This is a genomic window from Nocardioides sp. TF02-7, assembly GCF_022437945.1.
In the GTDB taxonomy this organism is placed as follows: Bacteria; Actinomycetota; Actinomycetes; order Propionibacteriales; family Nocardioidaceae; genus Nocardioides.
In genome coordinates this window covers 86,362-103,085 of record NZ_CP092535.1, presented here as the reverse complement: position 1 = coordinate 103,085, position 16,724 = coordinate 86,362, and the positions used below count along the sequence as shown (strand labels likewise).

The window sequence follows — 16,724 nt, the reverse complement described above, 5'->3', positions numbered from 1 at the left end:
CCTCTGGTTGCTCGCCCTCGCGGCGCTGCTCGTCGTGCTCGCCGGCCTGTTCGCGGCCGCCGACGCCGCCCTCGGCACGTTCTCCCGGGCCCGGGCCGCGGAGCTCGCGTCGCAGGCGCGACCCGGGGGCGAAGCGGCTGGTCGTCGTGCTCGACGACCCGCCGCCGTACCTCAACACCGTCGTGTTCCTCCGGCTGCTCTGCGAGGTGGCCGCGATCGTGCTCGTCACCGTGCTGGTCTCCGAGCACGTCGACCGGGCGACCCTCGCCCGGGTCGCCCTCGCGGTCGGCTCCATGCTGGTCGTCTCGTTCGTGGTGATCGGCGTCGCGCCGCGCACGCTGGGCCGACAGCACGCCGAGACCGTGGCGCTGTGGTCGGCGTGGCCGGTGTGGGCGCTGACCCGGATCCTCGGCCCGTTCCCGCGGCTGCTGATCCTGGTCGGCAACGCGATCACCCCCGGCCGCGGATTCCGCGAGGGCCCGTTCAACACCGAGACCGAGCTGCGCGAGCTGGTCGACATGGCGGAGGCGTCCGCGGTGATCGAGTCCGGCGAGCGGAAGATGATCCACTCGGTCTTCGAGCTCGGCGACACCACCGTGCGCGAGGTGATGGTGCCGCGCAACGACGTCGTCTACATCGAGACCTACAAGAACCTCCGGCAGACGATGTCGCTGTTCCTTCGCTCGGGGTTCTCGCGGCTGCCGGTCATCGGCGAGAACCTTGACGACGTCCGCGGCTTCGCCTACCTCAAGGACGTCGTCCGCCGCGACTTCGAGGCGCCCGACGTCGAGTTCACGCAGCGGGTCGAGGAGATCATGCGGCCGCTGGTGTGGGTGCCCGACTCCAAGCCGGTCGACGAGCTGCTCCGCGAGATGCAGGCACGCCGCCAGCACATCGCGATGGTCGTCGACGAGTACGGCGGCACGACCGGGCTGATCACGATCGAGGACCTGCTCGAGGAGATCGTCGGCGAGATCACCGACGAGTACGACGAGGAGGAGGTCGTCGTAGAGCACCTCGACGAGGGAGCGGTGCGGGTCTCCTCCCGCTACCCGATCGACGACCTCGACGAGCTGTTCGGCGTCGACATCGAGGACGAGGACGTCGACTCGGTCGGCGGCCTGATGGCCAAGCACCTCGGCAAGGTCCCCATCCCGGGCTCGTCGGTCGAGGCCCACGGCTTGCGCTTCGAGGCCGAGCAGGCCGCCGGCCGCCGCAACAAGGTCGGCACCGTCCGGATCCGCCGCGCCGAGGCCCCTGCCCGGGCCGAGGAGACCGCGACCGCCGGCTGACCCTCCGACCCGCGGCCGGGCGCCGCCCTGGGATGATCGCGTCATGGCCGACCTCTCCGCCGAGGACAAGAAGCTCGTCACGCTGGCCCGCGCCACCCGGGCCCGCGTCGGCGCCGCCGAGGGCGCCGCGGTGCGCGACACCGACGGCCGCACCTACGCCGGCGCGACCGTCGACCTGCCCTCGCTGCGGCTCTCCGCCGTGCAGACCTGCGTGGCGATGGCCGTGGCCGCCGGCTCCGCCGGCGTGGACGCCGTGGTGGTGCTGGGGGAGGGCGGCGCCCTCGCCGACGCCGACCGCGCGGTGCTCCGCGACTTCGCCGGCGCCGACGGCGTCGTGGCCCACGTCGGCGACCCGCGGGGGACCATCGCATCGACGGACGAGGTCGGACAGCGGTAGGTTCTCGGTATGGCTGACCGTGCCTGGGAGGAGCACGAGCGGGCCGTCGACAGGCTCGCCTCGTCGTACGCCGCTATCCCGCGAGGGGAGCCGGTCCGCCTCGCGAAGCAGACGACCAACCTGTTCCGCGCCCGCACCGCGAGTGCGGCGCCGGGGCTCGACGTCAGCGGGCTGACCGGGGTGATCGAGGTCGACCCGCACCCCGCGGACGGGCCGCCGACCGCCGACGTCCAGGGGATGTGCACCTACGAGGACCTCGTCGACGCGACCCTCCCGCACGGTCTGGTCCCGCACGTCGTGCCGCAGCTGCGCACGATCACGCTCGGCGGCGCGGTGACCGGCCTCGGCATCGAGTCGACCAGCTTCCGCAACGGCCTCCCGCACGAGTCCGTGCTCGAGATGGACGTGTTCACCGGCGCCGGCGAGGTGGTCACCACCCGACCGGGCGACGACCTGTTCGACGCGTTCCCCAACTCCTACGGCAGCCTCGGCTACGCCACCCGGCTCCGGATCGCGCTCGAGCCCGTGCCGGCGTACGTCGCGCTGCGCCACCTGCGCTTCGACGACGCCGGCCTGCTCACCAAGACGATCGAGGAGATCACCGCCACCCGCGAGCACGACGGGCAGCCGGTGCACGGCCTCGACGGCGTCGCGTTCGCGCCCGGCGAGTACTACCTCACCCTCGCCCGGTGGACCGACGGGATGTCGCTCGAGCCGTCCGACTACGCCGGGCAGCAGGTCTACTACCGCTCGATCCGCGAGCGCGACACCGACCTGCTGACCATGTACGACTACCTGTGGCGGTGGGACACCGACTGGTTCTGGTGCTCGGGCGCGTTCGGCGCGCAGCACCCGCTGCTGCGCCGCCTGTGGCCGCGCCGGCTGCGGCGCTCCGACGTCTACATGCGGCTGCTCCACCTCGACCGCCGGTTCGCGATCGCCGACCGGCTCGACCGCCGGGCCGGCCGTCCCCTGCGCGAGCGGGTGGTGCAGGACATCGAGGTGCCGGTCGACCGGCTGCCGGAGTTCCTCGACTGGTTCGACGCCGAGGTCGGCATGCGGCCGGTGTGGCTGTGCCCGCTGGTCGCCAAGCGCTCGTGGGCGACGTACCCGCTCGAGCCCGGCACGACCTACGTCAACGTCGGCTTCTGGGGCACCGTCCACGTCGGCCCCGACGCCGTCGACGCCCCCCGCAACCGGGCGATCGAGGCCAAGGTCCACGAGCTGGGCGGCCACAAGTCGCTCTACTCCGAGGCGTTCTACGACCGGGACACGTTCGACGATCTCTACAACGTCGCCCACCTCACGGAGGTGAAGCGGCGCTACGACCCCGACGACCGGTTGACCACCCTCTACGACAAGGCAGTGAGGAGCAGATGAGCACGCCGACCAGTCACAGGCTCTCCATCGCGGAGGCCTTCGAGAGCCTGCTGCGCGAGCCGCTGCCGTTGCGGATCACGGCCTACGACGGCAGCAGCGCGGGCCCGGAGGACGCGCCCTACCGGTTCCACCTGGCGACCGAGCGCGGCCTCAGCTACCTGATGAGCACGCCCGACCCCGACCTCGCCCTCGGCCGCGCCTACGTCGCCGGCGACCTGCACCTCGACGGCGTGCACCCGGGCGACCCGTTCGAGGCGCTGGTGGCGCTCAAGGACGGCATCAAGCTGCGGCGGCCGAGCCCGGGCGAGCTGGTGACGCTGCTGCGGTCGCTGGGGATCTCCCACCTCAAGCCGCCGCCGCCCCCGCCGCAGGAGGCGCCGTCACGGGTGCGCCGGGTGTTCGAGGGCTTCCGGCACAGCCTGACCCGCGACGCCGAGGCGATCCACCACCACTACGACGTCTCCAACCGGTTCTACGAGCTCGTCCTCGGGCCGTCGATGACCTACACCTGCGCGGTCTTCCCGCGCGAGGACGCCACGCTCGAGGAGGCGCAGGCCGAGAAGTACGACCTGGTCGCCCGCAAGCTCGAGCTCCGGTCCGGCCAGCGGCTGCTCGACCTCGGCTGCGGCTGGGGCGGGATGGTGCGCCACGCCGCCAAGGAGTACGGCGTCAAGGCGCTCGGCGTGACCCTCTCGCGGCAGCAGGCGGAGTGGGCCCAGCAGGAGATCAAGCGGCAGGGCCTCGACGACCTCGCCGAGGTGCGTCACCTCGACTACCGGCTGGTCGAGGAGACCGACTTCGACGCGGTCAGCTCGATCGGCCTCACCGAGCACATCGGCGTGCGCAACTACCCGGCGTACTTCTCCTTCATCCGGGACAAGCTCAAGCCGCAGGGCCGGTTGCTCAACCACTGCATCACCCGCGCCGACAACCGCGGGCGGGCCCGGGCGGGGGCGTTCATCGACCGCTACGTGTTCCCCCGACGGGGAGCTCACCGGCTCCGGCACGATCATCGCGCACGTGCAGGACGTCGGGCTCGAGGTGCAGCACGAGGAGAACTTCCGCACCCACTACGCCCGCACGCTCGCCGGCTGGTGCCGCAACCTCGTCGACAACTGGGACGAGTGCGTCGCCGAGGTCGGCGAGAGCACGGCGCGGGTGTGGGGTCTCTACATGGCCGGGTCGCGGCTGGGCTTCGAGCGCAACGAGATCCAGCTCCACCACGTGCTCGCCACCAAGACGGTCGACGGCGACAGCGGCTACCCGCTGCGGCACCCGTTCTGACCGCCCGTCGACCGGACGTCGACCGGACGCCGACCGCACCGTCGGGGCCGATAGCCTGACCGGGTGAGCACCCGGGCCGAGCAGCACGTCGCCGACGTGCTGCGCCGCGAGCAGCTGTCGCCGCACCTCGTGCGGCTGACGCTCGGCGGCGACGGCCTCGCCGGGTTCGAGACGACCGGAGTGCCCGACGAGTGGGTCGGGCTGGTGGTCCCCGGCCAGTTCCAGAGCCGCTACTACACCGTGCGGTCGTGGTCCGGCGGCGAGCTCGTGCTCGACGTCGTCGTCCACGACGTCGGGCTCGTCACCGAGTGGGCGAGCGGCGACTGCGTCGGCGACCGGGTGACGATCACGGAGCCGAAGGGCTCGTTCGCGATGCCCGACACCGCGGCGTGGCTGCTGCTGGTCGGCGACCTGACCGCGCTCCCGGCGATGGCCCGGATCGCCGAGACCCACGCCGGCACGGTGCCGACCCGGGTGTGGGCGGAGGTGCCCGACCTCCCCGAGCAGCTCGCCGGCTACCTGCCCGACGGGCCCGACGTCACCTGGCTCGGCCTCGCCGACGACGGCGGCAGCCGGCTCGCCGCGGTGGTCGAGAACCTGGACTGGCCCGAGGGGGAGGGCTACTTCTGGATGGCGGGGGAGTCGGCGCAGATGCGCGCGATCCGCAAGCACCTGATGCGTGTGCGCAGGCTGCCGTCGACGGCGTACGACGTGATGGGCTACTGGCGTTCCGTCGCCGCGCGGCAGCCGCGCTCGGTCGACCCGGGCCCGATCTGGCGGGCGGGCAAGGCGGCCGGCAAGAGCGACGAGGAGATCTGGGCCGACTACGACGAGGCGCAACGGTGATGAGCGGGCACGACGACGACTTCGACTCCGACGACTTCGACCCCGACGACGTCGACGAGGACTTCGACGAGGACTTCGGGCCGCCCCCGGAGCCGGCAGCACCGGCGCCGTTCGCCGCGGCCGAGGGGCACCGCAGTGGCTTCGCGTGCTTCGTCGGCCGGCCCAACGCCGGCAAGTCGACGCTCACCAACGCGCTGGTCGGCCAGAAGATCGTCATCACCTCTGACAAGCCGCAGACCACCCGCACCGTCGTCCGCGGGATCGTGCACCGGCCTGACGGCCAGCTGGTGCTCGTCGACACCCCCGGGCTGCACAAGCCGCGGACGCTGCTGGGGGAGCGGCTCAACGACCTGGTGCGGACGACGTGGGCGGAGGTCGACGTCGTCGCGGTCTGCTTCCCGAGCGACGAGAAGATCGGGCCGGGCGACCGGTTCCTCGTCAACGAGCTCGCCAAGGTGCGGCGTACGACGAAGATCGCGGTCGCCACCAAGACCGACCTCGCCGCTCCGGACCGGGTCGCCGAGCACCTGCTCGACATCGCCGAGCTGGGCCGCGAGACCGGCACCGAGTGGCGCGAGATCGTGCCGGTCTCGGCCGCCGCCGGCGGCAGTGCCGGCCAGGTCGACCTGCTCGCCGAGCTGCTGGTCGGGCTGATGCCCGAGGGGCCGCCGCTCTACCCCGACGGTGACCTCACCGACGCGCCGGAGGAGGTGCTCGTCGCCGACCTGGTCCGCGAGGCGGCCCTCGACGGCGTCCGCGACGAGCTGCCGCACTCGATCGCCGTCGTCGTGGAGGAGATGCGCCTGCGCGAGGGCCGCCCCGCCGACAAGCCGCTGCTCGACGTGCACGCCAACCTCTTCGTCGAGCGCGACTCCCAGAAGGGCATCGTGATCGGTCACCGCGGCTCCCGCCTCCGCGAGGTCGGCACCAACGCCCGCCGCCAGATCGAGTCCCTCCTCGGCACCCCCGTCTACCTCGACCTCCACGTCAAGGTCGCCAAGGACTGGCAGCGCGACCCCCGCCAGCTCCGGCGACTCGGCTTCTAGGTCGAATCGGCCCTCGTGGTCGGTCGAGTCGGCCCTCGTGGTCGGTCGAATCCGGCCTCGTGGTGGGTTGAATCGGGCCTCGTGGTTGGTCGAATCGGGCCTCGTGGTCAGGCGACGACGACCGAGTCGCCACAACACCCGACTCGGCCCGCCACGACACCCGATTCGACCAACCACGACACCCGACTCGGCCCGCCACGACACCCGACTCGGCCCGCCACGACACCCGACTCGGCCCGCCACGACACCCGATTCGGCCCGCCACGACACCCGATTCGACCGACCACGACACCCGATTCGACAGGTCAGGCGGGGGCCCAGCAGCGGCCGAAGGTCTGGCCCATCCGCCACTGGTCACGGGTGGGCCACTCGTAGCCCCACTCGTAGTCGAGGGGGGTCGTCGGCGACGTCGAGGCCGGCCTCCTCGCACTGGGTGCGGCCGAGCTCACGGGCGGCCGCGGCACCCGGGTAGTCGCCGTCGGGGAACGGGACGACCTCGATCGCGCGCCAGGAGTGGCGGGCGGAGCAGACGACCCGCTCGAAGCCGCGGTCGTCGGGGGCGGCGGTGCCGCACATGGCGAGCCGGTCGCGGTCGGCGGACCGTGAGAGTGCCCCCTCGAGGCTCTCGGTGAGCCGGGCGAGCTCGCCGTCACCGGCGACGACCACCACGTCGCAGCGGAACCAGTCCGCGCCCCGGTCGGACTCCTCCACGCTCGCTGTGAACCACACCGGCCGCACCATGCTCAGCCGCAGGTCGGCGAGCGACCCGCCGACGAAGTCGGCGAGCGCCGCGGGGCACGTCTCGGCCACCTGCGCCTGCGCCCTCGCGGAGTCGACGGCGACCAGGTGGCCGTCAACGAGGAGGTCGAGCCGGCCGACCTCGTAGGTCTCGGAGGTGTGCGGCCGGTTGCAGCGGACGGGCTCCCCGGCGACGGCGGGGGCCAGTGCCTCGTCGAAGGTGAGCCGGTAGCAGGCGCCGTCCGGGGGCGGCGCGGGCGGCTCGGCGGCGGTCGGCGGCGGTGTCGGCACGGGGTCGGGCGGCTGCTCCTCCTCCGACCCCGAGCAGCCGGCGAGCGCCACGGCCAGCAGTACGCCGACCACGGCCCGCGCCGCGCGACGCCCGCGGCGGGCGGGAGCGAGGTCAGTCACTGGTCCTCGCCCAGCAGACCGAGCGGCGGTTGCCGGCCTCCCACTCCGCGCGGTGGAAGTGGGTGTAGGCGAACTCGAACCGCGCGGGGTAGTTGAGCCACGCCTCGATCGAGGTGGAGCAGAACGACTTGGTGCGGCTCGCGACGACCTGGTCGCCGGGGTAGGCGTCGTCCGGCTCCCCGAGCTTGATGGTGGTGGCCGCTCTCCAGTCGTGCGGCTGGGAGCACGGCACCTTGTCGCCCTCCGTGACGGTCCGCCCGGCGGCGCAGACCATCCACTTGTCGGCGGGGCGTCCGGCGAGCAGGCCCTTCGCGGTCTGCGGCAGCGGCCGGTAGGTCTCGCTGGCGCCGTTGCCGCCGACGATGTCGCACCGGTACCACCGCGCGCCCTCGTCCCACGCCTTCTCCGAGGGCCGGAACCACGCCCAGCTCACCATCGTGCGCAGCACCAGGCTCTCGTCGGCTCCGACGAACTCCGCGAACCTGGTGGAGCAGGTCTCGTAGGCGTAGCGGCCGACCGCCTGGTCGTCGTACGCCGCGTCGTCGAGCTCGTCGGGCAGCTCGCCGACCGCGAACGTCTCCGCCGTGTGCCGCTCGGTGCACGGCACGGTGCGGGTGGCGTTGGCGGGTTGGGCCACGTCGTCGGGGGTCAGCACCCGGCAGGTGCCGAGCTCGGGCACCTCGGTCGAGTCGACGAGGGACGGGTCGGCGTTGGCGCCCTGCGGCTCCGACGAGCACGCACCCAGCGCGACCAACGCGACCAGGACGGCGAGAGCGCCGGCCGTGCGCGCGACGACGGCACGGGCGTGCGTCATCGCCGTCCTCCCCGGGTGGTGTCGCTGGTCAGCTGCTGAGCAGTGCGGCGATCGTAGCGCCCAGCTCGTACGCCGACCCAAGCTCCGGGTCGTCCACGTCGCCCAGCACCTCCAGCACGTCGTAGGACAGCTTCCACCCGAGCGCGCCGACGATGGACTGGACGGCGCGCACGCCGCCGGTGAGGTCGTAGCGACCGTGCAGCCACAGCCCGTAGGGCCGGCCCGAGGTCGCGCCCTCCGACTCCCCGGCCCCGCCGCCCGCGTCGAGCGCACCGCCGACCTGGAGGAACGTGCTGTCGAAGAAGTGCTTGAGCGCCCCGCTCATGTAGCCGAAGTTGACTGGCGACCCGAGCAGGTAGCCGTCGGCGGCCAGCACGTCGTCGGCGGTCGCCTCCAACGCGGGGCGTACGACGACCTCGACCCCCTCGATCGCGTCGTCGCGCGCCCCCGCGACCGCCGCCTCGAGCAGCGCCTGGGTCGAGCGGGTGGGGGGAGTGGTGGACGATCAGCAGCCGGGCCACGGGTTCAGGCTAGACGCTCGCCGTCGGCCCGCTCACGGCACGGCGACGAGCCGGTCGCCCGGGTCCCAGGTCGCGGTGTCGGTGGCGTCGCCACCGTCACCGAGGTCGTTGCCACCGACGCCGTCGCGCAGGTCCAGCACGTCGCGGTGGGCCTCACCGAAGAGGTGGTCGGGGCCACCCCCGCCGACGAGGGTGTCGGCCCCGTCCCCGCCGTAGAACCAGTTCGCCGAGCCGTCGCCGACGAGGGTGTCGTCCTCGATGCTGCCGACGACGACCTCCACGGACACGTTGTCGCCCTCGCCCTGCGCGCCGTCGTTGGCGAGCCCGTCCAGCACGACCGTCACGGCAGGGCCGTAGAGGGAGTAGGTCACGGTGTCGCGACCTCCTCGGCCGAGGAGGAGGTCGGCTCCCCCACCGGCGAACACGCCCTGCTCGAAGGTGTCGGCGCCCGGACCGCCGATCTCGACGTCGTCACCGTCCTCGCCGGTGATGGTGTCGCTGCCGGGGCCGCCCTCGAGGCGGTTGGCCGCACCGTCGCCCTCCAGGATGTCGGCGGCGGAGCCGCCGACCCCGTTCTCGACCGCGACCAACGCGTCGATCTCGTCCGGGCTGTTCGGTGTGGAGGAGGTGGCGCCGCTCCGCGGCTGCCCGGTCGCCCGCAGGTCGATCCGCACCGGAGTCGTGCGCCGTGCATAGCTGACCGTGTCGACGCCTCCCTGGCCGTCGATGCTGTCCCAGCCGTCGGGCCGGTCGCCTTGCAGAACCGTGTCGTCGCCCTCGCCCGCGCAGATCACGTCGTCGCCGCCGCGGCCGTCGATCGTGTCCGCGCCGCTGCTGCCCACGATCACGTCGGCGCGGGAAGTGCCGGTGATCCTCCCCGAGCCGGTGATCGTCGCCGGCAGGCCGTGGCAGGTGGGCCGCCGCGGCGGGCCGTCGACCAGCTTCAGCAGCCACTGGCCGCGCACCGACCCCCTGCGCGGTCAGGAAGATCGTGCCGCGCGCGACCAGGGGGGTCGTCGATGACCGGGTCCCACCGCGGCACGGGGCTGAACTCGTCCAGCAGGCGCGTGCCCTCGGGAGTCCCGTCGGAGTACCACAGCTCGGGGCCCTCGACCTCGCCCCAACGGGCCTGGACGACGAAGCGCAGGGTGCCGTCAGGAGCTCCGAGCAGGGGGCGCGGTTCGCCGCAGAGACCGCGCTCGTCGCATCCCTCGACCGGGCGGTCGGTGACCTGCCGGGTGCCGGCCTCGGTGCCGTCGGTGACCCAGAGCTCGTGCGGGCCTCCGTCCGCGGTGGCGGTGAAGAACAGCCGGTCGCCGGCGGGCACGAGGTCGAACGGGGCGCTCGACCGGGCGTCGTACTGGGCATCCGGAGCGAGGTTGGAGACCATCCTCGTGCCTGCCTCGGTGCCGTCGGACGTCCACAGCTCCACGCCGTGGAGGTCGTCCGCGGCCACGAAGTAGAGCCTCCGCCCGGCGGCGGTGAGGGACCCCGGGGCGCGGCCGGGGTCGGCGGAGATGTCCTTGACGAGCACCGTCCCCGCGCGGGTGCCGTCCGACCGCCAGAGCTCGCGGCCGCGGTCGGTGGCGGCGGTGAAGTACAGCGTCCGCCCGACCACGGCTAGGTCGTCGGGGATGCTGTGGCCAGGGCCGGGACGGATGTCCTTGAGCGTCTTCGTGCCCCGCCGGGTGCCGTCCGAGGTCCACAGCTCCTTGCCCCGCTCGCGGTCGCCCGCGTGGAAGAACAGCCTTCCTCCCATGCGGACCATCTGGGGTGACTCGGCGACCTGTTCCCAGGCCGGCTTGAGATGCGTCCGGAGGGGCACCGTGCCGCCGCGGGTTCCGTCGGAGCGCCACAGGCTCCATCCCTTCCGAGTCGGCGAGATGAAGAAGAGCCGGTTGCCGACGGTGGCCGCGGTGAGCGCACCGGTGTTGAGCCAGCCGAGGCGGGCCACCCTGACGGTGCCCCTGCGCGTGCCGTCGGTCTTCCAGAGCTCCTGCCGGCGCAAGCGGTTGGTGAAGAAGTAGAGGTGCTTCCTGGCCGGGAACAGCAACGTGGGCGAGGAGCTCGCCCGCCCGGGGAAGACGTCCTTGAGCAACCTGGTGCCCCCGGCGGGTGCCGTCGGACCGCCACAGCTCCCATCCCTTGCCCTCGGCCCTGGCGGCGAAGTAGAGGCGGCCGCGGAACACCGTGGGTGCGGAGAACGGACGCTCGAGGACGACGTCGGTGTGTTCCGGTGGAGGTGGGGCGGCCGACGGCGCTTGCGCGGCGGTCGGAGGTACGGCGGGCGCCGCCCCGATCGCCGTCGCCACCAGCACCACGGCGGCGACCCGCCGACCGATGGATCGTCCGCGCACGTGGTTCCCCCGATCTTCCAGGCCGGAGGATGCTAGCCTGTCCCCGTCATGATGCGCGCGCTCCTCCTTGGTTGCCGCAGCGAGGTCTGATCGCCTCCGGGCCGGACCCCCTCGCTGCGGAGTTCTCCCTGCGCGACCGGCCCCGCTCGACCAGAGCGCACAGAGACGACTTCCGAGGACCGGACCCACATGACCACGATTCCCAGCCAGCAGCCCAGCGGCATGCCGTTCCACCGCTACACGGCGTTCCAGCCGGTCACGGTGCCCGACCGCACCTGGCCCGACCGCACGATCACGAAGGCGCCGCGGTGGCTGTCGACCGACCTGCGTGACGGCAACCAGGCGCTCATCGACCCGATGACGCCGAGCCGCAAGACGAAGATGTTCGAGCTCCTGGTCCGGATGGGCTACAAGGAGATCGAGATCGGGTTCCCGGCGGCCAGCCAGACCGACTTCGACTTCGTCCGGCAGCTCATCGAGCAGGACCGGATCCCGGACGACGTACGGGTCTCGGTGCTGACCCAGGCCCGCGAGGACCTGATCGCCCGCACCGTGGAGTCGCTCGTCGGCGCCGACAAGGCGACCGTCCACCTCTACAACGCCACCGCCCCGCTGTTCCAGCGGGTGGTGTTCGGTGTGACCGAGGCCGAGTGCATCGCGATCGCGACGCGCGGCACCGAGTGGGTGGTGAAGTACGCCGAGCAGCTGCTGCCGGGCACCGACTTCGGCTACCAGTACAGCCCGGAGATCTTCACCCAGACCCCCACCGACTTCGCGCTCGAGGTGTGCGAGCGGGTGTCGGACGTGTGGCAGCCGGAGGAGGGGCGGGAGATCATCCTCAACCTGCCGGCGACCGTCGAGATGTCGACGCCCAACACCTACGCCGACCAGATCGAGTACTTCTCCCGCGGCCTGACCCGCCGCGACGTCAGCGCGATCAGCCTCCATCCCCACAACGACCGGGGCACGGCGGTCGCGGCGACCGAGCTGGCGCTGATGGCCGGTGCCGACCGGGTCGAGGGCTGCCTGTTCGGCCACGGCGAGCGCACCGGCAACGTCGACCTGGTCACCCTGGGCATGAACCTGTTCAGCCAGGGCATCGACCCGATGATCAGCTTCGCCGACATCGACGAGATCCGTCGCACGGTGGAGTACTGCACCCAGCTGCCGGTCCACCCGCGCCACCCCCTACGCGGGCGACCTGGTCTACACCGCCTTCTCCGGCTCCCACCAGGACGCCATCAAGAAGGGCCTGGAGGACCTCGAGCGGCAGGCGGCCGAGGCCGGCAAGCCGGTCGACGAGCTGCCCTGGGAGGCGCCCTACCTGCCGATCGACCCTCGCGACGTCGGACGCACCTACGAGGCCGTGATCCGGGTCAACAGCCAGTCCGGCAAGGGGCGGCGTCGCCTACGTGCTGAAGGCCGAGCACAACCTCGACCTGCCGCGGCGCGCGCAGATCGAGTTCAGCCGGGTGATCCAGCAGCACACCGACGCCCAGGGTGGCGAGGTCACGCCCGACGACATCTGGGCGATCTTCCGCCGCGAGTACCTCGACCGCGAGGAGCCCTACTCGCTCGTCAGCTTCACCTCCACCACCGACGAGGACGGCGACGACCAGCAGGAGGTCCGGCTCGTCGTGCGGGGCGAGGAGCAGACGTTCAGCGGCCAGGGCAACGGACCGGTGGCGGCCTTCGTCGACGGCATGCGGCGCGCCGGTGCCGACATCCGGGTGCTCGACTACGCCGAGCACGCGCTCTCCGCGGGCGGCGACGCGGTCGCGGCGGCGTACGTCGAGTGCGAGGTCGCCGGCGAGATCGTGTGGGGCATCGGGATCCACCACAACATCGTCACCGCGTCGCTCCGGGCGGTCGTCTGCGCGGCCAACCGCGCGCAGGCCACGACGATCCCCGGGGTGTAGGCGGCCGCCTGCCACACTGGCGGGGTGAGCGAACGCGTCCTGGTGTCCGAGCGGGTCGGGCAGCTCTTCCTCGAGTCCGACCGCGGTCGCGACCGGCTGGAGTTCACCGAGTACGGCGCCGGCGACGCGTGGGTCGTGCTGCTGCCGGGTCCGCTGGTGCCGCGGCGGATGCACGACGGGCTGGCGCGGTCGCTCGCGTCCGTCGGCGCCCACGTCGTCACCCTCGACCTGCTCGGGCACGGCCGGTCGGACAAGCCGGAGGACCCGCTGGTCTACTCGGTGACCTCGTTCGCCGAGCAGGTCGTGGCGCTGCTCGACCACCTCGGTGCGCCGCAGGCGGTGGTCGGCGGCACGTCGCTCGGCGGCAACGTGGCGCTGGAGGTCGCGGCGATCGCCCCCGAGCGGGTGCGCGGGCTGCTCGTGGAGATGCCGGTGCTCGACAACGCGCTGGAGGCCGCGGTGGTCGCGTTCGCGCCGCTGCTGCTGACCGCCCGCTTCGTGCCGTTCGCGGTCTCCGGCGTGCGGCAGGTCACCCGGCGGGTGCCCCGTCGTGCCGTGCCGGGGTGGGTCGGCGTCGGGCTCGACACCCTGGACCAGCGCCCGGGGGCCGATGGCGGCCTACGTCCACGGGGTGTTCTTCGGCCGCACGGCGCCGTCGGTGCCCGAGCGGCGGCGGATGACCGTGCCGGCGCTGGTGGTCGGCCACGGCCGTGACCCGCTGCACCCGGCGGCCGACGCCGCGCTGCTCGCCGACCAGCTCCCCGACGCGCGGTTCGTGCGGTCTCGGGGGATCCTCGAGTGGCGGCGGCGCCCGGAGCGGCTCGACCTCGAGGCCACGCGGTTCGTGCTCGACTGCTGGCGACCGGCCCGCCGGGCGCGCAGGACGGGAGCGTCCTGAGCGGTTCAGCCCAGCCCGTTCAGCCCAGGCGCGAGGCGCGGTCGCGGACCGCGGCCAGGGCGTCGCGGACGACGGCGTCGAGCGGCCGGTCGACATCGACCACCACGCCGTCCTCGTCGGGCTCGAGCTGCTCGAGGGTGGCGAACTGCGAGTCGAGCAGTGACGGCGGCATGAAGTGCTCGCGCGCCGCCATCCGCTCGGCCAGCACGTCCTTCGAGCCGAGCAGGTGGACGAAGTACGTCGGCTCCGGCACGCCGCCGCGCAGCACGTCGCGGTAGCGCCGGCGCAGCGCGGAGCAGGTCAGCGCGGTGTCGTGCCCGGCGGCGTGCTGCTCCGCCGTCCACCGGGCGAGCGCCGCGAGCCACGGGGCGCGGTCCTCGTCGTCGAGCGGCGCACCCGAGCGCATCTTCTCGACGTTGGCCCGGGGGTGGTGGTCGTCGCCCTCGGTGAACACCAGGTCGAGCTCGGCGACGAGGGTCTCGGCGACCGTCGTCTTGCCGGTCCCGGAGACGCCCATGACGACGACGTGCAGGTGGGTCGCATCGGTCACGGGGCGTGACCCTACGCCCCGACCGCCGACGCGACGCCCCACAGCACCGCGGCGACCGCGAACGCGCTCAGGCCGATCGTCGTCTCCATCACCGTCCAGGTGCGCAGCGTCTGCTTCAGGTCCATCTCGAAGAACCGGCTGACCAGCCAGAAGCCGGAGTCGTTGACGTGGGAGAGCACGGTGGCGCCGGCGGCGATCGCGACGACGAGCAGCGCGATCCGGAAGTCGCCGTAGCCCTCGCTCTGCACCGGGGCGGCGATCACGCCCGCGGCCGTGGTGAGCGCCACGGTCGCCGAGCCCTGCGCCACCCGGAGCGCGGTCGCGATGAGGAACGCCTGCAGCAGCACCGGCATGCCGAGGTCCGCCAGCGAGGTGGTGAGCGCCTCGCCGATGCCGCTGATGTAGAGCACGCCGCCGAACATGCCGCCGGCACCGGTGATCAGGATGATCGAGCAGATCGGGCCGAGCGCGGAGTCGAGCACGTCCATGGTGTCGGCGAACGAGCCCTCCCGGCGGCCGAGGACGGCGATCGCGGCCAGGAGCGTGATCAGCAGCGCCACCGGGGTGTTGCCGAGGAGGACCAGCACGTCGGTGAAGGTGCTCTGGTCGAGCGAGCCGGCCTCGATGAGCGTGGTCACCAGGGTGTTGCCGGAGATCAGCACCATCGGCAGCAGCAGGAGCAGGAGGACGGTGCCGAACCGCGGCGGGCGGCTCGGTCCGCGACGCTCCCCCGCCCTCGGCCCGCTCGTCGGCGCTGCCCTCGGCCCCGTCGCGGCCGCCGTTCTCCTCGCCGAAGAGCACGGTCGGGACGTCGACGTGCACGCGTCGTCCGATCAGCTGGGAGAACAGGTAGCAGCCGGCGTACCAGGCGACGATCGCGGTCGGCACGCCGACGAGGAGCACGACGCCGACGTCGCCGTCGAGGCTGACGGCCGCGGCGACCGGACCGGGGTGGGGCGGGACGAGGGCGTGCATGGCGGCGAACGCGCCTGCGGCCGGGAAGGCGTAGAGCAGCAGGGAGCCGCCGAACCTGCGGGCGACGGTGAAGATGATCGGGAGGAAGACCACGAGCCCCGCGTCGAAGAAGATCGGGAAGCCGAACAGCAGTGATGCGACGCCGAGCGCGAACGGCGCGCGCTTCTCGCCGAACCGGGAGATCAGGGTGTCGGCCAGCACCTGGGCGCCACCGGTGTGCTCCAGCAGCCGCCCCAGCATCACGCCGAACCCGACCAGCAGGGCGACCTCGCCGAGGGTCTCGCTGAACCCCGCGAACAGCGCGTCCGGGACGTCGCCGATCGGGGATGCCTGCCGCGACCGCGGTCACCACGCTCACGAGGACGAGCGCGATCATGGCGTGCAGCCGCAGCACCATGATCAGCGCGAGCAGCAGGGCGACGGCACCGGCCGCGACGAGCAGCAGCCCGGCCGAGCCGTAGGCGGGTGAGATCGGTTCCATGGAGAAGCGGTACCCCCGAACCGCTCCGGTGAAGCCCTCCGCGTGGCGGGGAGGACGGCGGGGCTATCGCACGCCGACCTTGCCCGGCTCGTTCCTGACCTCCTCGTGCAGCCGTTCGCGGACGTTCGCGCGCAGCTGGACCGCGGACTCGCGGATCGCGTCGGAGATCAGCTCGTGCACCCGCGGGTCGGCCAGCCCCTCGTGCAGGATCCGGAACACGGTGTCGCTCACCAGCCGCACGACGTCGTCGTGGAACGGGACGAACCGCAGCCGCCCTGTCGTCCGGTCCTCGCGGATCAGCTCGACGATCATCGCGTCGAGCTCGGCGCGGTTCTGCTCGATCGCGGCGGCGACGTGCTCGGCGTAGTTTCCGGTCTGGACGACCGCGATCACCTCGTCGAGCACCGCCACGGTCACCGGCCGCCGGATGATGTCGACGATCGTGTCGGCGAACCGTCCCACGACGTACGCCGTGGCGCGGTCGCCGTAGGCCCGGTCGGCCGCCCGTCCCAGCCGGACGGCGATCACCACGATCCGGATCAGGCGGAAGCTGCGGAAGGCCGGGTCCGACAGCGGGACCATCCCGACCACCTCGTACCAGTACCTGCGCGGGAACCGCCAGCCCAGGCCGGACCGGCGCCAGCGCGCCGCGAACTCCACCGCGAAGACGCCGCAGACGACGTAGTCGGCGACCACGACCCGGCGCTCCCACTCCGGGTCGACGTCCCAGAAGGTGATCCACACCAGCAGCGCCACGGAGACGACGGCCAGCAGCAGCATCAGCCAGTCCACGGCGGTCACCGGCGGCGTCGTGG

Annotated in this window: 16 protein-coding genes and 3 pseudogenes; 11 read left to right on the top strand and 8 right to left on the bottom strand. The window is 72.8% G+C overall.

Annotation, left to right across the window (positions count from 1 at the left end; translation table 11 throughout):
• The first annotated feature begins 146 nt into the window (after nt 1-146).
• The 7 genes and pseudogenes from MF408_RS00530 (at nt 147) to era (ending at nt 6,245) form a co-directional block, all read left to right on the top strand.
• Nucleotides 147-1,292 carry a hemolysin family protein gene (locus MF408_RS00530; protein ID WP_345893818.1) on the top strand — a complete coding sequence of 382 codons (1,146 nt, stop codon included), beginning with the start codon at nt 147-149 and terminating at the stop codon, nt 1,290-1,292.
• Between the two features lie 43 nt (nt 1,293-1,335).
• Entirely contained in the window at nt 1,336-1,689 is a 354-nt protein-coding gene (locus MF408_RS00525) for a cytidine deaminase (RefSeq protein ID WP_240249843.1), read from the top strand.
• Nucleotides 1,690-1,698: 9 nt separating this feature from the next.
• Nucleotides 1,699-3,069 (top strand): FAD-binding oxidoreductase, encoded by a 1,371-nt coding sequence (locus tag MF408_RS00520; protein ID WP_240249842.1) that lies wholly within the window; start codon nt 1,699-1,701, stop codon nt 3,067-3,069.
• Nucleotides 3,066-3,992 (top strand): annotated as a pseudogene (locus MF408_RS00515) (cyclopropane-fatty-acyl-phospholipid synthase family protein); the annotation flags it as partial. The gene MF408_RS00520 and the pseudogene MF408_RS00515, both read left to right, overlap by 4 nt.
• Before the next feature lie 97 nt (nt 3,993-4,089).
• The gene (locus tag MF408_RS00510; RefSeq protein WP_240251565.1) at nt 4,090-4,353 is read left to right on the top strand and encodes a class I SAM-dependent methyltransferase; all 264 of its coding nucleotides are present in this window, start codon (nt 4,090-4,092) and stop codon (nt 4,351-4,353) included.
• A 63-nt stretch (nt 4,354-4,416) separates the two neighbouring features.
• Nucleotides 4,417-5,199: a siderophore-interacting protein gene (locus tag MF408_RS00505; RefSeq protein ID WP_240249841.1), complete on the top strand. Its 783-nt coding sequence runs from the start codon at nt 4,417-4,419 to the stop codon at nt 5,197-5,199.
• Nucleotides 5,199-6,245, top strand: coding sequence for a GTPase Era (era, locus tag MF408_RS00500; RefSeq protein WP_240249840.1), 1,047 nt, complete (start codon nt 5,199-5,201; stop codon nt 6,243-6,245). Before MF408_RS00505 ends, era begins: the two co-directional genes overlap by 1 nt.
• A gap of 354 nt (nt 6,246-6,599) precedes the next feature.
• Here the strand turns inward: era and MF408_RS00495 are convergent, their stop codons facing one another.
• The 5 genes from MF408_RS00495 to MF408_RS00475 all read right to left on the bottom strand — a co-directional run bounded on the left by MF408_RS00495 (nt 6,600) and on the right by MF408_RS00475 (nt 10,827).
• Nucleotides 6,600-7,394, bottom strand: coding sequence for a septum formation family protein (locus tag MF408_RS00495; RefSeq protein WP_240249839.1), 795 nt, complete (start codon nt 7,392-7,394; stop codon nt 6,600-6,602).
• Entirely contained in the window at nt 7,387-8,208 is an 822-nt protein-coding gene (locus MF408_RS00490; protein WP_240249838.1) for a septum formation family protein, read from the bottom strand. Before MF408_RS00490 ends, MF408_RS00495 begins: the two co-directional genes overlap by 8 nt.
• Nucleotides 8,209-8,236: 28 nt before the next feature.
• A complete protein-coding gene (locus tag MF408_RS00485) occupies nt 8,237-8,605 on the bottom strand; it encodes an NAD(P)H-dependent oxidoreductase (RefSeq protein ID WP_240249837.1) in 369 nt (122 codons plus the stop codon).
• A 156-nt stretch (nt 8,606-8,761) separates the two neighbouring features.
• Complete coding sequence (locus MF408_RS00480) at nt 8,762-9,694, bottom strand: calcium-binding protein (protein WP_240249836.1); 933 nt, start codon at nt 9,692-9,694, stop codon at nt 8,762-8,764.
• On the bottom strand, nt 9,673-10,827 hold the full coding sequence (locus tag MF408_RS00475) for a hypothetical protein (protein WP_240249835.1): 1,155 nt from the start codon (nt 10,825-10,827) through the stop codon (nt 9,673-9,675). The genes MF408_RS00480 and MF408_RS00475 overlap by 22 nt, the downstream gene beginning before the upstream one ends.
• Before the next feature lie 481 nt (nt 10,828-11,308).
• Here MF408_RS00475 and leuA point away from each other — a divergent pair.
• The 3 genes and pseudogenes from leuA to MF408_RS00460 all read left to right on the top strand — a co-directional run bounded on the left by leuA (nt 11,309) and on the right by MF408_RS00460 (nt 13,903).
• Nucleotides 11,309-13,005: pseudogene (gene leuA / locus MF408_RS00470) on the top strand (2-isopropylmalate synthase).
• 24 nt (nt 13,006-13,029) lie between these two features.
• Entirely contained in the window at nt 13,030-13,719 is a 690-nt protein-coding gene (locus MF408_RS00465; protein ID WP_240249834.1) for an alpha/beta fold hydrolase, read from the top strand.
• The gene (locus tag MF408_RS00460; protein ID WP_240249833.1) at nt 13,682-13,903 is read left to right on the top strand and encodes a hypothetical protein; all 222 of its coding nucleotides are present in this window, start codon (nt 13,682-13,684) and stop codon (nt 13,901-13,903) included. Before MF408_RS00465 ends, MF408_RS00460 begins: the two co-directional genes overlap by 38 nt.
• A 19-nt stretch (nt 13,904-13,922) precedes the next feature.
• Here MF408_RS00460 and MF408_RS00455 read toward each other — a convergent pair whose 3' ends face one another.
• The gene (locus MF408_RS00455) at nt 13,923-14,453 is read right to left on the bottom strand and encodes a gluconokinase (RefSeq protein ID WP_240249832.1); all 531 of its coding nucleotides are present in this window, start codon (nt 14,451-14,453) and stop codon (nt 13,923-13,925) included.
• A gap of 11 nt (nt 14,454-14,464) precedes the next feature.
• A pseudogene (locus tag MF408_RS24665) lies at nt 14,465-15,166 on the bottom strand (GntP family permease); the annotation flags it as partial.
• Between the two features lie 103 nt (nt 15,167-15,269).
• Here MF408_RS24665 and MF408_RS24660 point away from each other — a divergent pair.
• Entirely contained in the window at nt 15,270-15,563 is a 294-nt protein-coding gene (locus MF408_RS24660) for a hypothetical protein (protein ID WP_275693303.1), read from the top strand.
• A gap of 409 nt (nt 15,564-15,972) precedes the next feature.
• Here the strand turns inward: MF408_RS24660 and MF408_RS00445 are convergent, their stop codons facing one another.
• Nucleotides 15,973-16,710: an ion transporter gene (locus tag MF408_RS00445; RefSeq protein WP_240249831.1), complete on the bottom strand. Its 738-nt coding sequence runs from the start codon at nt 16,708-16,710 to the stop codon at nt 15,973-15,975.
• Nucleotides 16,711-16,724: the final 14 nt, after the last annotated feature.

Excerpts from the sequence above, each read along its gene's own strand:
- MF408_RS00525 (WP_240249843.1), top strand. The coding sequence starts at position 1,336 with ATGGCCGACCTCTCCGCCGAGGACAAGAAGCTCGTCACGCTGGCCCGC.
- MF408_RS00520 (WP_240249842.1), top strand. The coding sequence starts at position 1,699 with ATGGCTGACCGTGCCTGGGAGGAGCACGAGCGGGCCGTCGACAGGCTC.
- era (WP_240249840.1), top strand. The coding sequence starts at position 5,199 with ATGAGCGGGCACGACGACGACTTCGACTCCGACGACTTCGACCCCGAC.
- MF408_RS00490 (WP_240249838.1), bottom strand. The coding sequence starts at position 8,208 with ATGACGCACGCCCGTGCCGTCGTCGCGCGCACGGCCGGCGCTCTCGCC.
- MF408_RS00460 (WP_240249833.1), top strand. The coding sequence starts at position 13,682 with ATGACCGTGCCGGCGCTGGTGGTCGGCCACGGCCGTGACCCGCTGCAC.